At 47.5% G+C, this 17,699-nt stretch carries 14 protein-coding genes and 1 pseudogene; 6 read left to right on the plus strand and 9 right to left on the minus strand.

Translation table 11 applies throughout. The annotated features are described in order from the left end of the window. Positions 1-5: 5 nt before the first annotated feature. From ahpC to NYE70_RS25130, 3 genes are all read right to left on the minus strand, one after another. Positions 6-569, minus strand: coding sequence for an alkyl hydroperoxide reductase subunit C (gene ahpC / locus NYE70_RS25120; protein ID WP_211022416.1), 564 nt, complete (start codon positions 567-569; stop codon positions 6-8). A gap of 203 nt (positions 570-772) precedes the next feature. Then, positions 773-1,273: a cupin domain-containing protein gene (locus tag NYE70_RS25125; RefSeq protein WP_290407257.1), complete on the minus strand. Its 501-nt coding sequence runs from the start codon at positions 1,271-1,273 to the stop codon at positions 773-775. 466 nt (positions 1,274-1,739) lie between these two features. Beyond that, positions 1,740-2,213, minus strand: a complete 474-nt coding sequence (locus NYE70_RS25130; RefSeq protein WP_341048814.1) for a DinB family protein — start codon at positions 2,211-2,213, stop codon at positions 1,740-1,742. 224 nt (positions 2,214-2,437) lie between these two features. Here NYE70_RS25130 and NYE70_RS25135 point away from each other — a divergent pair, with 224 nt between their 5' ends. Further along, positions 2,438-3,574: a DUF4261 domain-containing protein gene (locus tag NYE70_RS25135; protein WP_290407259.1), complete on the plus strand. Its 1,137-nt coding sequence runs from the start codon at positions 2,438-2,440 to the stop codon at positions 3,572-3,574. A gap of 138 nt (positions 3,575-3,712) precedes the next feature. On the opposite strand, the pseudogene NYE70_RS25140 reads toward NYE70_RS25135, so the two are convergent. Beyond that, positions 3,713-4,177: pseudogene (locus NYE70_RS25140) on the minus strand (two-component sensor histidine kinase); the annotation flags it as partial. A gap of 252 nt (positions 4,178-4,429) precedes the next feature. Between NYE70_RS25140 and NYE70_RS25145 the strand changes: the two are divergent. Next, complete coding sequence (locus tag NYE70_RS25145; RefSeq protein ID WP_341048816.1) at positions 4,430-8,854, plus strand: endo-1,4-beta-xylanase; 4,425 nt, start codon at positions 4,430-4,432, stop codon at positions 8,852-8,854. A gap of 73 nt (positions 8,855-8,927) precedes the next feature. Here NYE70_RS25145 and NYE70_RS25150 read toward each other — a convergent pair whose 3' ends face one another. Continuing rightward, a complete protein-coding gene (locus NYE70_RS25150) occupies positions 8,928-9,149 on the minus strand; it encodes a hypothetical protein (protein WP_290407261.1) in 222 nt (73 codons plus the stop codon). Positions 9,150-9,204: 55 nt separating this feature from the next. Continuing rightward, positions 9,205-10,218 (minus strand): ferrochelatase, encoded by a 1,014-nt coding sequence (gene hemH, locus NYE70_RS25155; protein WP_290407262.1) that lies wholly within the window; start codon positions 10,216-10,218, stop codon positions 9,205-9,207. A 233-nt stretch (positions 10,219-10,451) separates the two neighbouring features. On the opposite strand from hemH, the gene NYE70_RS25160 reads away from it, so the two are divergent. Together NYE70_RS25160 and NYE70_RS25165 are read left to right on the plus strand one after the other, a co-directional pair. Continuing rightward, entirely contained in the window at positions 10,452-11,024 is a 573-nt protein-coding gene (locus NYE70_RS25160) for a TetR/AcrR family transcriptional regulator (protein WP_213654361.1), read from the plus strand. A 32-nt stretch (positions 11,025-11,056) separates the two neighbouring features. Beyond that, on the plus strand, positions 11,057-12,508 hold the full coding sequence (locus tag NYE70_RS25165) for a DHA2 family efflux MFS transporter permease subunit (RefSeq protein WP_213654521.1): 1,452 nt from the start codon (positions 11,057-11,059) through the stop codon (positions 12,506-12,508). 120 nt (positions 12,509-12,628) lie between these two features. On the opposite strand, the gene NYE70_RS25170 is transcribed toward NYE70_RS25165, so the two are convergent. The 3 genes from NYE70_RS25170 to NYE70_RS25180 all read right to left on the minus strand — a co-directional run bounded on the left by NYE70_RS25170 (position 12,629) and on the right by NYE70_RS25180 (position 14,915). Continuing rightward, positions 12,629-13,192 (minus strand): hypothetical protein, encoded by a 564-nt coding sequence (locus tag NYE70_RS25170; protein ID WP_290407263.1) that lies wholly within the window; start codon positions 13,190-13,192, stop codon positions 12,629-12,631. A gap of 29 nt (positions 13,193-13,221) precedes the next feature. Further along, positions 13,222-13,929 carry a hypothetical protein gene (locus NYE70_RS25175; RefSeq protein ID WP_290407264.1) on the minus strand — a complete coding sequence of 236 codons (708 nt, stop codon included), beginning with the start codon at positions 13,927-13,929 and terminating at the stop codon, positions 13,222-13,224. 101 nt (positions 13,930-14,030) lie between these two features. Then, on the minus strand, positions 14,031-14,915 hold the full coding sequence (locus NYE70_RS25180) for a copper amine oxidase N-terminal domain-containing protein (RefSeq protein WP_341048818.1): 885 nt from the start codon (positions 14,913-14,915) through the stop codon (positions 14,031-14,033). Between the two features lie 181 nt (positions 14,916-15,096). On the opposite strand from NYE70_RS25180, the gene NYE70_RS25185 reads away from it, so the two are divergent. Next, the gene (locus NYE70_RS25185; protein WP_341048821.1) at positions 15,097-17,139 is read left to right on the plus strand and encodes an EndoU domain-containing protein; all 2,043 of its coding nucleotides are present in this window, start codon (positions 15,097-15,099) and stop codon (positions 17,137-17,139) included. Beyond that, positions 17,105-17,614, plus strand: a complete 510-nt coding sequence (locus tag NYE70_RS25190) for a hypothetical protein (protein ID WP_341048823.1) — start codon at positions 17,105-17,107, stop codon at positions 17,612-17,614. Before NYE70_RS25185 ends, NYE70_RS25190 begins: the two co-directional genes overlap by 35 nt. Positions 17,615-17,699 lie beyond the last annotated feature (85 nt).

The raw sequence follows: 17,699 nt of genomic DNA on the forward strand, positions 1-17,699 counted from the left end.
CTCCCTTAAATTTTACCTACAAGATCCAGGCTCGGTTTCAAAGTTTCGGAGCCTTCTTTCCATTTAGCCGGGCAAACTTCGCCTGGATGATTACGTACGTATTGAGCAGCTTTGAGCTTGTCCACCAATGTGCTTGCATCGCGGCCGATGCCGCCAGCAGTGATTTCAACAGTTTGAATCACGCCGTCCGGATCGATGATGAACGTTCCGCGGTCAGCAACGCCTTCTTCTTCAATCAACACGTCAAAGTTGCGGGAGATCGCATGAGAAGGATCGCCGATCATGATGTACTCTACTTTGCCGATGGCTTCGGAGCTGTCATGCCAAGCTTTGTGCACGAAGTGGGAATCCGTGGATACCGAGTACACTTCGCAGCCCATTCCTTTCAAAGTCTCGTACTGATTTTGCAAATCTTCAAGCTCGGTTGGGCAAACAAAGGTGAAGTCGGCCGGATAGAAACATACGACGCTCCATTTTCCTTTCAAGTCTGCTTCTGTTACCTCGATGAAACTTCCGTTGTGAAATGCGGATGCTTTAAATGGGAGTACCTCTTTACCAATCAGTGACATATGAACCTACCTCCAAAATATTATTTTAATGGGTTAATCTCTTGTTTATATTAATTATTATATGAGAACCCTTCTCAATGTTCAAGACTGTTCATAAACTCTTCATCTTTCTGTGGGTGAAAACGCTTATAGCTTTAGTTATCACTGTAACCTCTACTAAAAGCTATGATTTCTCTCACATCCCACATTTATTCTTGAAAAATTTATTTCACCCATTTATGCAATAAAGGCCCCTCTTCACCAAACACCGGATCCTTATGCGGGACAGGTACATTTCTAATTTCGGCGATCGCTTGCGTGCGCTCCTCCGGCCTGCGTTCCCGCAAATTAGGTGATTTTCCTTCCGGATAAGCGCCTACCACTGCAAAGTTAGGGCTGCTTGCCAGCTTCTTGTGTGCGGTTCCTGCCGGCAGCACGATGACATCTCCGGTTTGCAGTTCCAGACGCTCCCCTGCGTCACCGCCAATCAGAACAGTCGCAACTCCGGATTTAACGCCAAGCACCTCATGCGTGTTGGTGTGGTAATGGTGGTAGTCATAGATGCCGCCGGTCCAACTGCCGCTCCACCCATGGCGCTGAAATGCCTCTTCCATCCCGTCCGGGTTATCCTTGAATACGCCCAGGTACACAATGACCGGCAATTCGTAGTTATTCGGGACCTCTCCATCATCCTTTACAAAAAAAGATCTGACTATCCGTTCCATGATCGTCAACTCCTTTTCCCTCGTTGATGTACTCGTAGTACCAGTACCCTTCGAGCGGAAGGGTTAAACCCAAGCCGAAATGATAGGATGACATAAAGAAAAAAGCCCCCGTCAAGGCGGCTTCTATGTTCTATAAATTAATTTCATCTGCGGCGGCAGCGGTGGCAGCAACGGCAGCGGCAATTGCATCCGTGGCGTAATTTTTTTCTTCCTTTTGTCCGACGTTTTCGCGGTCCCGAAGGCCCCTGTTCCGCTGGACGTTCTCTATTCTTGTCAGGGCAGGTTGTTTGCTGCTCGTTGCCAGTTTCTTGATTATCGCAGGGAACGAGCCTTCCCCATGAATCGATCCTGTACTTGTACATCATCACCCCTCCTTTGATTCATTGTATTCCAGGGAAGGAGGAGTGCTTGGACCAATGGACAGGGGAGTATGTCCGCAAAACTATTTATATAGCGATAAAAGACTTCATTCCACAGCGGGGGCAGATTCCGCTGCCGCAATGATGCGCCGCATACAATTCAGATGATGTTCTTCTTCTCTCAGATGAAATGTGAACATCCCCCGCACATACTTAACCCGCAAGAACGGCTGGGCCACGAGATCATTCAGCTTTCCGTCCGAAGCAGTAATAATCTCGTCCACCTGGCTTCTCAGCCTGGATACAATCTCCTCGTAGGCCGGCGGCTCTTCTGTCCAGGCACTCGGCCTGCTTCCTTTAGGAAACATAAAATGATATTTCTGCGGTATTCTCCTGGATTCATTGATTTTAGGGAAAATGCCATGGTCCCAGGCCACCAGAATATGGCCCAAATTCCACCGGATGCTGTTGTTAAACCCGGACGGAACAATATCGACCAAATCGGGCGAAACGGACTCCGCCAAGGCAAGGGTCTGTTCCCGGAGTTCCCAAAACTGCCTGAAGAACTTGCTTTCATTCATCATAATTTCCTCCCGTCATTTCAAAGATTGTGCCCTATGTCATCGTAAGGTACATATTCCCTCTAATAAGAGGGAATTCCTCCAAAATAATAGAATCATGAACCGTTATAGCGGGTTTTGTTGTCTGGAGTCCAGGCTTACATCTGCCGGCGTTGAATTGCCCTCTATAGGTTGGTAGAATATAACTTTATAGGACTATACTTCTATCTAAGGGAGAGAGAACAATGACAGCCCAACGGCAAGCGGCAATGGAGTCCATGATCGACTGGCTGGCGGATGAGCACGAACTCGGCCGGAAGCCCAGCAAGATCGAAATTGCAGGCGAATTTGATTTGCACAACATGCACTATTACATATTCAAGTATAAGAAAAACATGCTGGGAAAATGGCTTCTCGGCGTTTGCGGCGGTTATGAGCAGCCCTCCGACACCGAGCATTGCGGCCATGTGTTCAGCGAGATGCAGCTCTATGATCCGGCAACAGCGGAGCAGCAATCGATTGCGATGGTAGAAATGATCCGTGAATACTGGATGAAGCAGGCGGCGGCCATCGAGGCCGAGCAAAGCCAAAGCGATGAGAGCGAGCCGCAGAGCGAATCGTCCGGTATTTTCAACGGATTCGTGCTGCTGAACTCGGCCGAATGCGATCTGGAACAAATCAAGAATAACCTGTTGCAAGACTGGAACATATCCTATCCGGCAGGAGAGGACGGCCGCGAGTCCAGGGAGCAGGAAGGGATTCTGGTCTTTGACGTAGACGGCTTCACTCTGGCCGTCAGCTTTGTTGATGCGCCCGTCCCGGACGGTGAGGCCGAACATTACGCGCAGGGCAACTATCTCTGGCCCGGAGGCGCAGACGTGGTCAAAACTCATGTCGCCCAAATCATCCTTGCAGTCTTTACCCGCTGGGGTTCCCCGCTCGACAGCGGCAAAATGTACGTCAAGCTGGCCGCCAGCTGCCTGAAGCTTCCTAATGCCATAGGACTCTATTCATCCGGCACTGTGTTTGAACCCGACATGTACTTGAAAATGGCGGATATCATGAAATCCGAGGGCGAAGAAGAGGAAGAGTTCCCTCTCCTCAATCTGGTCCATTTTGGCTTGGTTCGCACGGAATCCGGCACGAACGGATACACGAACGGTCTGAAACCGTTTGGCAAGGAGGAAATCGAAATTGTCGACAGTCAGGCCGATCCAGCCGATCTTCGCGAATTCCTGATTGATATTTCAAATTATGTCATACAATACAACGTCACTTTGAGACATGGGGAAACGATCGGCTTCAGTGAGGAACAGAAACTGACGATTACGCGTTCGGAAGGCGTGTATGTTGATGGAGAAAGTTTAAAGATAGGTTTTTGACGGAGAAAAAAAGGATAGAGCGCCCATGATCAGGGTCTGCTCTATCCTTTTTCGAATTACTATTTTCCGCCCGCGGCGGTCAAAGCCTCCGCCATTTCATTATAGCCGCGGCTTATAGCATGCTGTAGCGGCGTTAAGCCCCTTGGCGCCGTCCGAATAGCGGAAGTCGAATTTCGCGTAAGCGTAGAACCGCTCACCGATATTGAAGGTATTGCGAATCTGGTTGTTATTTAAGTCATATGGCGGCAAATGCTGCTCTAATGCCGGTTGGTTAATCGTAAACGACTCGAACACTTGATTGCTTTCCCGACGGACGAAGAGTCCGGCCCGCACCGTCCTGAGCTTGAAATCGTACTCTTTCAGAAGCTCCTTGTCCTGCAGCTGGTCCGGCTCATTTTTGGCGAGATATTTCAGTTCCAGGAAAATGGACTCCTCTTCTTCGGTCAAAGGAATAAGCTGATAATGCACCTTATAGAAATCCTGGATGCCGTGGATGTCGCCCGTTGCCGCGATCGTAAACAGACCTGCGGTCACGACGACTACCAGCAGGCTGATGATAAGCATGCCCGTGTATGACAGCAATAATTTTAACCTGATGGACAAGCCGCTCACCTCACTGCGATCGATAATAAAAAATGTAACCCTAGTATGACACATCCCTCTTTTAAGGAAATCCGGAAAAAAATACGCTGCATTTCGAGATTTATATAAGAAAAGTACGGAACATTCTTTAATTTCGAGTAAGACGGTGCTTCCCTGCCGATGGTATCATTTGGGACTGAAAGGAGGACTTCACGCAATTAAATGTAAGCGCTTAACCTACTTAACCAAACTTTTACAGGGGGAGTGCAATGAATGCGTAAAATCATCAAACAATCCATCTCAATTTCCATCGCAGCGGCCCTGCTGATCCCGTCAGGCTGGTTCGCCCAGAGTGGAGGAGCAGTTGCAAACGCAGCAGAAGACACGGTAACGGTTTACCACGAAACCTTTGCGAACGGTCAAGGTGCGGCCGTTCAATCGGGCGGCGCCACACTCACGGTGGTCACCGATAAGGTGTTTGAAGGTAATGAAGACGGAACTGCATTATATGTAGGCAACAGATCAAACAACTGGGACGCTGCGGATTTCTATTTCGACAAAATAGGCCTGAAGAATGGTAAGAACTATACGGTAACCGTAAAAGGTTATGTAGATGCGGGAGCGCAAATCCCTGCTGATGCCCAAGCCTTTCTCCAGACGGCAGATAAAGCCAACGGTTGGTTGGCAGGCACTAATTATAAAGCTGGTGAAGCCTTCACCTTAAGCAAAGAATTTACTCTTGATACGAGCACTGGCGATACACGTCTCCGCGTACAATCCAACGATGACGGGAAGAAGGTACCCTTTTATATCGGGGATATCCTCATTACATCAAAATCAACATCGGAAACCGTCGAAAAGGAAATCTATCATGAAACCTTTGAAAGTAGCATAGGGAAGGCTGAGCAATCAGGTAACGCTAAGCTTGAAAAGGTCGCAGGTAAGGTCTTTGACGGGAACGCTGATGGAGGAGCCTTATCTGTCACTGAAAGAGCTCAAGGGCATGATGCCGCTGATTTCAAATACTCCAATATCGGTCTGGAAAACGGAAAAACTTACACAGTAACCACTGCTGTTTATGTGGATCCTGATGTGGCCGTACCGAGCGGAGCACAAGTTTTCCTTCAGACGGCAGATATAAAATATGGCTTTTTGGCGAGCGCAGATTTTGTTCCCGGAAAAGCCGTCACTTTAACAAAGGAATTTACGGTAGATACGAGCACAGATAACCGCCTGCGTATTCAATCCAATGATAAAGGAGCTACGGTTCCGTTCTATATCGGATACGTGCGTATCACCGAGAAAGTAGCCTCCGGCGGTGAAGAAGAACCGCCTAGAGAACCAGCTCTACCTTTTGAAACCGTCACATTTGAGGATCAAACAGCAGGCGGCTTTGTTCCTCGGGGAGGCGTCGAGAAGCTGACCGTTACCGATGAAGCCAACCATACGGAAGGCGGTTTATATGCCCTGAAGGTAGAAGGCAGACAAGAGAATTGGCAAGGGCCGTCGCTCCGCGTGGAGAAATATGTGGACAAGGGCAGCGAATATAAAGTTACGGCCTGGGTTAAGCTGATTAGCCCTGCGAGCTCGGAGATCTCATTGTCTTCCCAGATTGGCGAAAGCAGTCCGAATTACCCTGAACTTGCCAAGAAAACAATCAGTGTCGGCGACGGATGGGTACAGTTGGAAGGAACCTATCGCTATAACAGCGTGGGAGGCGAGTATTTAACGATCTATTTGCAAAGCCCTAGTGTGGACACCACCTTCTATATCGACGACATTAGTTTTGAAAAATTAGCATCGGAACCGATTGAAATTCAGAAGGATCTGATTCCGATCAAAAATGCCTACCAAAACGATTTCCTGATCGGCAACGCCATTTCAGGCGAGGATCTGGAAGGATTACGACTTGACTTGCTGAAAATGCACCACAATGTTGCTACCGCAGGCAATGCCATGAAGCCGGATGCGCTGCAACCGAAGAAGGGCGAATTTTCCTTTAGCGGCGCGGATGCCATGGTCAATAAGGTCCTCGCGGAAGGCATGCAAATGCACGGACACGTGCTCGTATGGCATCAACAGTCTCCGGCATGGATGAACACAATCACGGAGCAAGGAAACACGATACCTTTAAGCCGTGATGTGGCCCTTACGAATTTACGCACTCATATCAAGACCGTCTTAGAGCATTTCGGCGACCGGGTGATATCCTGGGACGTTGTCAACGAAGCGATGAGCGACAATCCGAGCAACCCGACCGATTGGGAAAACGCGCTGCGGACGGCTCCTTGGAAAACCGCCATCGGACCGGACTACGTAGAGCAAGCATTCCTGGCAGCCAGAGAAGTGCTCGATGAACACCCTGAGTGGAATATCAAGCTTTACTACAACGACTACAACGAAGACAACCAGAATAAGGCTACGGCCATCTACAGCATGGTTAAAGAAATTAATGATAGATATGCGGAGACGCATCCCGGCAAATTGCTCATCGATGGCATCGGTATGCAAGCGCATTACAATGTAAACACCAATCCGGAAAACGTCAAACTCTCCCTGGAAAAGTTCATTTCTTTGGGCGTGGAGATCAGCGTTACCGAGTTGGACATCATGGCCGGCGATAAGTATCAGCTTTCCGAGAAGCTGGCTAGTGCACAAGGCTATTTGTACGCACAATTATTCAACCTTTATAAAGAAAACGCCGAGCATATCAAACGCGTAACCTTCTGGGGTCTGGACGATGGCTCCAGCTGGAGAGCGGAGAACAATCCACTCTTGTTTGATAAGCAGCTTCAGGCCAAACCGGCCTATTACGGCGTCATCGATCCGGATAAATTCATTGAAGAACATGAGCCGGATTCATCGAATGCTAACCAGTCCACTGCGAATTATGCTACTCCTGTCATTGACGGAACCATCGACGCGGTATGGAACCAGGCTCCAGCCATGTCTCTGAACCGGTATCAAACGGCTTGGCAGGGTGCAAACGGCGTAGCTAAAGCCCTGTGGGACGATCAAAACTTGTACGTTCTGATCCAGGTGAATGACGCGCAGCTCGACAAGAGCAATGTAAATGCTTGGGAACAGGATTCCGTCGAGATTTTCCTGGACGAGAATAACGCCAAGAGCACGTTCTATCAGGACGATGACGGACAATTCCGCGTCAACTTTGATAACGAGACTTCATTTAGTCCGGAAAAAATCGGCGAGGGCTTTGTTTCAGCCACCCAGGTTTCCGGAACGAACTATACGGTTGAAGTGAAGATTCCGTTCAAAAAGATTACCCCAAGCAACAACGTGAAGGTTGGCTTTGACGCGCAAATTAATGACGCCAAAGACGGCTCCCGGCAAAGCGTTGCCGCATGGAATGACACCACCGGCAACGGTTATCAGGACACCTCCGTATACGGTGTGCTTACCCTTACGGGCAAACCTGGGAAACCGGGCGATAACGGGAACGGCAACACTGGCGGTAACAGCGGCGGCAGCGGGGGAACTAGCGGAGGTTCGGCGACTCAACCGAAACCAGTTGAACCGGCTGGCGGCGTAATCAAACCGGAGGTAAAAGTTGCAGGAGGAGTCGCCACGGCGACGGTTTCCGGCGACAACCTGAAGAAGGCTCTTGAGCAAGCAGCCCCTGCGGCCAACGGTAAGAAACAAATCTCTATCGAAGTTCCGCAGCAGGCAAACGCGACATCTTACGATGTGCAATTACCGACTCAAAGCCTGAATGGTCAAGAAAACTTCGTGATTCTATTAAAAACGGAGCACGGCACGATCGAGATTCCGAGCAACATGCTGTCCAATGTGACAGAGAATGCAGGGCAAGTCTCCATCCGCATCGCGAAGGCTTCGTTGGATGAGTTGGATGCAGCTTCCCGGGAAGCGATCGACAACCGTCCGGCGCTTGATCTGAGCATTGCTGTTGATGGCAAGGCCATTGCCTGGAACAACCCGAAAGCGCCTGTCACGGTAGCTATTCCTTACAAGCCAACAGCAGCAGAACTTAGCAATCCGAATTCCATCGTAGTTTGGTACCTTGAGGATAACGGCAGCGTGACCCCGGTTCCAAACGGCCGCTATGATGCTGTAAGCGGAAGTGTCGTTTTCCAAACGACCCACTTCAGCAGCTATGCCGTTGCTTACGTGTCCAAAACATTCGGCGACCTGCAGAACGTGCCATGGGCGAAGCAAGCCATTGACGCCATGGCCGCGCGCGACGTGATTCGCGGAACGGCGGAGAATGCCTTCTCCCCTGCCTCTTCCATTAAACGTGCCGACTTCATTGCTCTTCTTGTCAACGGCCTTGAATTGAAAGGCTCCGGCAAGGGTCAACCAGCGGCATTCAGCGATGTTCAGCCAAACGCTTCCTATAGCGATGCGCTGGCGATCGCGAAGGAGCTTGGGATCGTGACCGGGTACGCGGACAACACGTTCAAACCGAACAGCCCGATCTCCCGTCAGGAGATGATGGTGCTGACAACCCGCGCATTGACGGCCGCGGGCAAGCAAGCCGCAGGCAGCGCTACTTTAGATGCTTATACGGATGCGGCGCAAATTGCCGACTTCGCTAAAGCCAGCGCAGCTGCCCTTGTGCAAGCCGGCATTGTCAACGGCAAGGACGGCAAGATCGCACCGGCCGAAGCGCTCACCCGCGCCGAGGCGGCGGTGATTTTGTACCGGATTTGGAAGCTGTAGTTGACGACAAAGAACTAAGCTATGAACCAAAGAACCCGCTCATTTGAGCGGGTTCTTATTTTTTTTCAAACGCTCAGGATTCAACTTCTTCATCAAGGCTCTCAACTGCCGTAAAGAATACGTCCAGAAGCTCCATGGAGAAGTTGTCTTTTACATAACCGGCCATTTGGTTCAGTTCTTCCTTGCTCTTATATTCCAGGCAGGCGCGGCCTTCGCACCATAACACCGAACAATTAAACTTCTGTCTCAAATGCTCGATGACGTAATCCTGATCCACCCATTCACGAACACCCATTATGCTTCTTTCCGTCTCCTCTCTTCTACTCTATTTCCTATCGGCAAACAGATTATCACCAGCCTCCGACATTCCGCTCAACCAACCCCGCTAGGAAATCCAGCCACTCCGGCTGGTCATTCAAGCATGGTGCATATTGATATTGATCGGCTTTTCCGCCGGAGGCACCAAATTGGCCCCGTCCTTCAATATCCAGCTCATACAGTGTCTCCAGGCAATCTGTCACGAAGCCGGGGGCAAATACCAGGGGATTTGCGATTCCTCGTTCCGGCAGGCTCCCGATCACTTTTTCCGTGGAAGGCCCAATCCATTCCTCCGGTCCAAAACGGGACTGGAATGCAATCTGCCAACTATCTTGACGCCAGCCCATCGCCTCAGCGAGCAGCCGCCCCGTTTCTTTGCACTGTTCCGGATAAGGGTCCCCAGTATCCGCATATCGCTTGGGAATACCGTGAAAGGACAACACGATCTGATCCGGCTCCCTGTCCAGCTGTTTCATGTAGCGGTGCAAATGCGCCTTCATTACGGAAATGTACCCCTGGTCGCAATAATAAGGCTCAACGAACCGCAGCGCCGGAACATACCGCTTGAGCGCCGGTCCTCTGGGGCTATTGCGGCCCAGAGCCGCAAAACAAGCTTGATCATATACGGAAGCCGTTGTCGTTGAAGAGTACTGAGGGAATAACGGAACGATGAGAACACGGCCGATTCCCGCTTGTTCAAACTGCCGCATGGCCCGCATGATGCTATTTTCACTGTACGCAAGTCCCAGCTCTACTTGGAACTTTGGCCCCAACCTCTCTTGCAACCCGGATTGCTGACGCTGGGAGTATACCAAGAGCGGAGAGCCCTCCTCGCTCCAGATTTGCCTGTATAATTGGGCCGACTTCCGGGGCCTCGTCCGGAGGATGATCCCCCGAAGTACCGGCTGCCAGACCAGCGGATTCGTATCCACGATCCGCCGATCGGACAAGAACCGCCGCAAATAAGAGCGCACCGGCTTCGCCTCCGGCCGTTCCGGCGTTCCGATCTGGGCCAGAATGACACCGATGTTGGGATTGGATCTCAAAGGCAACAACTCCGTTTCTATGGTTTTCGGTATAAGTAAATTACAGGAAACATACACGAACGATGCTGTATTTATAGCAATTTTACGGCAATCCTTCTCCTTTTTCAGCGACATAATCCGCTTCACTCAAGTGGGTCATATTTTAAAAGTGCCTAACTTCACAATTGACACCCATTAAAATTTAAAATAATATACTCTAGACCGGTCGTTATAATTTTAAGGGGATCATCTGTATGAAGAAGAAACAGGATACCAAGGAGATCATTTTGCAGTGCGCAACCCGCTTGTTTCAACGGCAAGGCTATAACGGAACAGGGCTTAATCAGATTATTGAAGAAAGCGGTGCTCCTAAAGGTTCCATCTATTATCACTTTCCAAACGGGAAGGAAGAGATTGCGGTCGAGTCCATCGCGATGATGAGAAAGATGTTGATGGAAGGAGCCGAAAAGGATTTAGCGGAAAAAAATTCGGCGCTCGAAGCATTCCGGTATTATATCCATAATATTGCCGCCGTTTTTGATAATCAGGGGAGTTGTGCGGAGGGGCTGTCCGTCGGACTGATCGCATTCGAAACTGCCTCGACGCATGAGAAGCTACGCAATGCCTGCGAAATGGTGTTTAAAGATTGTCAGTCTTTATACGCTCATAGGCTTGAACAGTGGGGATTCAAACAAGAAAGAGCCGAAGAATTAGGGGTTACGATTACGGCCATGATCGAAGGGGCTTGTCTTCTGTCGATCACCTATAAATGTGGAGATCCGCTGCGAATGATCGCAAAGCAGCTGGAATTTTTATTAGACAAATAAACAGAGAGAACGTGGGAGGAACCAGAATGGATATGAGCAGTACGCAAGCGAAGACGGGAGAAGTGGCAATCGGCAATTTACGTACCGTTCCGATCATCATTTCCTTCGTTGTTGCGGGATTTATCGGCTTGTTTAGTGAAACGGCTTTAAATATGGCATTGACAAATTTGATCGAAAATTTCGGTATTCATGAAACGACAGCACAGTGGTTGACCACCGGATACTTACTTACACTCGGCATTTTGGTCCCGGTATCAGGGCTGATTATGCAGTGGTTTACGACAAGACAATTATTTATTACGTCGATTATGGCTTCCATCATCGGCACGCTCATCGCAGCGGTCGCTCCAGGCTTCGCAGTATTAATGATCGCACGCGTCGTCCAGGCTATAGGGACAGCGTTATTGCTTCCGTTGATGTTCAACACGATTTTGTTAATCATTCCGCCGCATAAACGCGGAAGCATTATGGGGATCATCGGTCTGGTCATTATGTTTGCGCCTGCCGTGGGACCGACCATTTCAGGACTTATTCTGAACAATTTGACCTGGCACTGGATTTTCTGGATTTCGTTGCCGTTGCTGGTCGGGGCACTTATTTTCGGCTGGTTCTTTATGCAAAATGTAACGACTCCAACAAAACCAAAAATCGACGTACTTTCCATTTCCTTATCCACTGTCGGATTTGGCGGAATTGTATTTGGATTCAGCAGTGCCGGAGAGGGAGGCGGCTGGGGAAGCCCTACCGTTATTGCTTCTATCATCATCGGTGCCGTTGCGCTGGTCCTCTTTTCAATCCGGCAAGTCAAGATGCAGCAACCCATGCTTAACTTGCGTGCATTGAAGTATCCGATGTTTACAATCGGTCTGCTTTTGATTCTGGTCTGCATGATGGTCTTGCTCTCCACGATGATTCTTTTGCCGCTTTATATGCAAACATCGCTGGCTCTGACGACTTTTGCCGCAGGACTTCTTCTCTTGCCAGGCGGAGTCATCAATGGTGTTCTTTCGCCGGTCATGGGAAGATTGTTCGATAAGTTCGGACCTAAATGGCTGGTGTTGATCGGAACCGTGATCGTCCTAGGGGCTATGGTCGGGTTCTCGACGATTTCGATCGAAACGAGCTCGGCGTTTATCATTGCCCTGCACATCGTTACGATGGTGGGTATATCTATGGTGATGATGCCGGCGCAAACCAATGGTCTGAATCAGTTGCCGCGTGAGCTGTACCCGGATGGAACAGCCATTATGAACACATTGCAGCAAGTGGCCGGTGCAATCGGAACGGCAATCGCCATTTCCATTATGTCCTCCGGTTCTGAAAAATTCATGACTACCGTTAAAGATATTTCAAATCCGTTAAACCCGCTTCTTGCCTTTACGGCGGGAGTTCAGGACGCATTTTTATTTGCGATTATCATGGCCATTATCGGCTTTGTGATCTCGTTGTTCATTAAACGGGTCAAAGTCGAGCATCAAATATAAGTTCCCAAACCAGCCTTGCTATCTAGAATAGTGAGGCTGGTTTTTTGATATACAGATAAATCGAACTATGAAACAAAAAAAACGCCGATAGATATCGGCGTCAGCGTGTTATGTCCTCCCCTAGTTGTTCAAGTCATCGAACATGGAGCCTACTACAGTTACTTTTAGGGAATCCATAGTCTCGATCCCTTTTAAATTACCCAAAATAGAATAAGTATGATCGATATCTTGCAAGTTGACATCCTCGAACCAGACCTTGATGTTGTACTCACCGTCCGGCATGTTTGCATGCGTGTAAAGCGGAATGTTATCCGGATTGACCACGATCGTGATTTTCGAAGTCTCGGTAATCTTGTAAATATGTTGTCCGGCTTCTACGTACTCCCTGTATTTATACGACTTATGGCTTGTCTCGGTTTTGGATTCGCTGTAGCCCTCAAGTACCTTCTTCCAAAACACATGGGAATCTTCGCCGCGCACATCGGTATGTACGATTTCTTCTACCTTCTGATCAAAGCGGGACTTATCCTCACTCCGGTCCAGGACGCGGATGAGCTTCTCCCCATTTACTCCTTTACTATCTTGTACGGACAGTACGCCTGTCTTTCGCTCAAAGCCTCCGCCTTTGGGTGCCAATCCTTCGTTATGAATATTGACTGCTTGTTTCTTGTTGTTAATATACATTAAATCCGATTCATAACGGAACGAGTTAATCAAGGCGTCCAGGAGGCTATGGGAACATCCATGTAAGTGTTGGATTCCAAATATACTCTCCCGAAACCCTGTGATAGGTAAGTCGGAGGCTGAATGACGTGGACGTACTTAATCCATCCACCGGTGGGAGCACCGTTTTTATAGTAAACTTTTCTATCTTTATAATGGAAATTCTGTTTGTTATACATAAGATAGTCGCCATATCTAACCCCAGCATACTTCTTATTTAGAGCCGTGAGGATCTGTTGTTCGAAGTGAAGCTTGGGATTGAGTTCTTTATACTTGTCCGTGAGTTGGCCTTTAAAATTATTAGGAAAATCATCGAACTTATAATTAAGGTCTTTATCTTTCCATGGAGACGGAACTAAACTGAAATTATGAATCTGTACACCACTCCAACCCGCGTCCCAGGGAAACCCATCCGTGGATACCGGATCACCAAACTTATTGTATCCGGAATACCTGGTCATGTGCTGCCCATGATGAACGATAGGAGTTCCATGACTGGTTCCATAGACAATATCAAACCCAGAGAAATTTTCCGGATTCTTAATAGCCTCGTTTATTTGTTTCTGTACTAGGGCAGCATTAAAAGAGCCGTTATCCGTCTTGACAGGATAATAATTTTTCAATCCGTACAGTTCTTTCATATCTTCGTTTGCTCGTTGCAACACAAGATCAGGGGTAAGCGTTTTAAGATAATCCAACAAAGTGTTCTCCTCTTGGGAGTACACTCTTCCTTGTGGTAAGAAGCCGAATAAGAATATCACTATAAAAAATAGAAGGCTAGACCTCTTCACGATTTCACCTACTTATACCAAACATAAATAATAATATCATCGTAAGTTTTTGATATTACTACTACCTTAAAAGTATCATCTTGAAATATCTTTTCTGCCAGTTTATCCTCCTCTTTTTTCTTTTGTTTAACATAACTCATAATAGAGTCGACAGTTTTCGAGTTTATTCTTTGCCCAATAACCTCTTCAACATCTTTAATCTGCTGGTCCAAATCATCATCTTCGAATCCAAAACTCACTAAAATTCGTAGTATAGCTGTCTCTTTTGCTTTCGAATCATAACGATCACCAAATACGGTTAACCCGGATTTATAGAAATTATTAAAACTAAACCCTTCTACCTTCAGTTTCTCGCTCTTTCCCTCCACATTTCTGTTAGCTTCAAACTCCTCCCATGTTGTTGGTTTCTCTGCATTACCAGTATCTTCACCTGTTGTCGAGCCTGTTGATCCGCTTCCCGTATGTATTTCCACGATGTAATTCAAGGAATCCCATTTGACCTCCGCTCCTAGCGCCTCACTCACAAACCGCAGCGGCACGAATGTTCTGCTCGATTTCCGGAGCGCCACGGTATCCATTTGCTTGGTTTTACCGTTGACCGTGTAACTTTTTTTGCCCAAAGTGAGTACAATCTGGTTACCCTCCAGGCTTACCGTTACTGTCTGGGCCTTGCTATTCCAGTCCACTTTTGCGCCAAGTGCCTCACTCACAAACCGCACGGGCACTTGCACCCGGCTATTCTTGTCCGCAAAAGGCTGAGCATCCGGGAAAATAATCTTCTCCCCATCCACCTCCACGCGTAAGGGCAACTGGGCTGCCGAAGACAGAGCTGGAAGTACGGTCAACATAAGAATAAGAGACATAAGAATGAATCCTGCTTTTTTTAGTTTCATGAATAGACATCCCCTTTAAAGGTAATATTTACCTAACCCAACTCTTGCTATTATACAAACAACTCATTCCATAGACAATCAAATTTGGGTAAATAACCCTTTTAATGATATTGATTCCAATCCCTTATATTGCTAGAATACCCACATAGATACTCTTGTCGGATTGGACGGTGAACCCAGTGTGAAAGTAGATCTTGACCGGATTGTGAATCTGGCCGATCAAATGAAGCGGATGAATCTCAACATAGAGGATCGGGTGCCGGGACTAGTACGGGAATTAAAAGTAATGACAGAGAATCTGAGGCGCGACTACTCTGAATCGAGAAGCGTTCAAACAACTATAGATGAAACAGAACGTCTCCTCGAAGAGGTATTTAATCTATCCAGGAGTATAAGCAACCAACTAGATCAGAAAGAGAAGTCACTTCGTAAGGTATCTGCCCAATATGCCGAAATAGAGAAAAAAACGACCTTGATGTTAAAGAGAACAGTCAAATTCACGATAACCGGCTGGGAGACTGGGTTGTTGAAATCAGGCAAAAGCAATGTTATCCGGAGTAGGCTATCAATGGGAAACGCCGGGACAGAGACGCTTAACTGGAAGGATACATTCAAGCGGTTTGTTCAACAGCCCCTGATGTTAGTAACAGGAGCACCTCTCTTGCAAAGACTAGAGCATGTAAAAGAAGACGAGCGGATATCTCACCTTCTACGGCAGATGGAGTCAGGAGATTGGACCGAAAAGGAACGCGCTTGGCTGGAACTGATACAGATTGCCGAAGCCTTTGAGAACATCGCACGCAGCCAACGGGCATATGCCATTTACAAAACCTACGGCAATGGACCCTATATGGAATCAGCAAGACTGTACGTTAGGGAGCAAAGAGAGAAACTAAAGCAACTGGGCGTCTCCGAAAAATGGTTTGGAGCTAACGTCAATCTGAGTGGCCATTATTCGGGCTCACCGCTAACGGCATGCCAATATAATCCGCTGAAGCACGATGCTTCACCCATGCCGGAAGAACCTGAACTGCGATTAATGATTGCCGCCGGGCTTTTGAACAATCCATACCGCACATGGGTCCATCTTACCTATGGATACGCCGAGTCCGCTATCAAAAGAATGGAAGCGGAAAGAAAAGATGCGGACAGGATCCTGGAAAAGGCCGTAGAATATTATAACCAGAAGCGACAGGAAAGCAGCACGGCGGACTTCCAGCTCTATTATGTCTCTTTGACCCTAGCCCTTAGAATCGAGCACGGAGCTGATCAAATCGGCAATCTCGATTATTGGCTCGGCCAGCAGCTCTCGAATGAACGAAAGATGGAAATCGCCCAAGCGCTCCGGGATGCTGGGACCGAAGAGGTTGCAGTAAACAGTCTGTATATCCTCACTCCTACCTATGAACAGGCCCAATCAGACCTGGCGGGCGGTTATGGCGCCGGCGCACCAAGCGTAGTTCCGCGAAGAAGCCCAGGAATGCCAAAAGTGAAGACACCTGACATAGCGTCTGAAACGCTGCCTAGCAACAAATTAAAAGTGAAGCTGCCAGCTCTGCCTGCGGCGGATCTACGTAAGTTTTTTCAAGACATGCGTAAAGATCTCTGGAACTGGGGTTCGAGAACGAATCTTGCCACCACGGGACCTTCTGTTGACGGTATTCCCAACAATAGCTCTAAGCAGCAGACTTCTAGTCCTTCAGTAAACCAACTCCAGTATCGGCAAGTATTTATGGATGGAGACGGAGATAGCTCCGGGGGGAGCCCGAAGAAGCCTGGGGATTTGTCTGGGAAGGCGGCGGGGGCGGGGAATAATAGTTGGAAACTCGAAAATTTTAAAAATACAGATGACTTTAAAAAAGGAACAACTAGTAATGCAGTAGATCATATTTTCGAGGGTGAAATTATTAAGGGACAAGCAGTTGGATTTCATTATGAAGGTATGCCAAGCAGTAAGGGAAAAGTTATTGGAACTATCGACCCTCCTAATGAGTATGGGGTATATAGGGCAAATATAGAGGTGGACGGAATACCGAAAAGTGCAAAGTCTACTTTTTTTCCAAAGGATTGGACACCTCAACAAGTTATTGACGAAATAAATATCGCCTTCAACAACAAGATGGTTCACAAGAATAATAGATATAGAGGAACTGCAAGTACAGGAATGAAAATTGAATTTGTTATTAAAAATGGAAAAATCACTTCTGCATACCCGTTGTACTAAGGAGAATGGAGTTAAAAACATGATTAAGTACTTTTATATACCTGAATATAATGAGGAGTATAATGAAGTCATTTTGGATTTTAGTGTAGACAAGTCATTGAAGAATGGTTATCTGATCAATAATTCTTTGGGCTCAGATATATTTGGGGACTTCGCTGTTATTAAAGAAGAAGTGAGTAAACTACTCGAATTGCTAAAAGGAAAGATAACTTCCTATGAAGGTGGAGGAAATGTAAATTTAATAAATTCTGACAAGCATTTTACAATTATTGAAGATATTTTTGCAGAAGAGGATGAGGAGGACAGTGTATGCAAAATTGAAACGGTGGAGTTTGTAAAGATAATACTAGTTTGGGCAAGAGAAAACTTTCAGTACAAAAGTCAGCGTGGTGTTGTAATAGAAGACAAGGGTGAAGTAGCAATCAACTGGATAAATGAACAACTTGATAAGATATCCGAATTGGAGAGCCGGTAAAGTAATTTTTATAATTTGGTGAGTCATTGTTAATTGTAAATATATGCCCAATTTCTCATGTATGACTATGCTTAATATCCTATTT

Source organism: Paenibacillus sp. FSL R5-0407 (assembly GCF_038009185.1).
Taxonomy (GTDB): Bacteria; Bacillota; Bacilli; order Paenibacillales; family Paenibacillaceae; genus Fontibacillus; species Fontibacillus vini.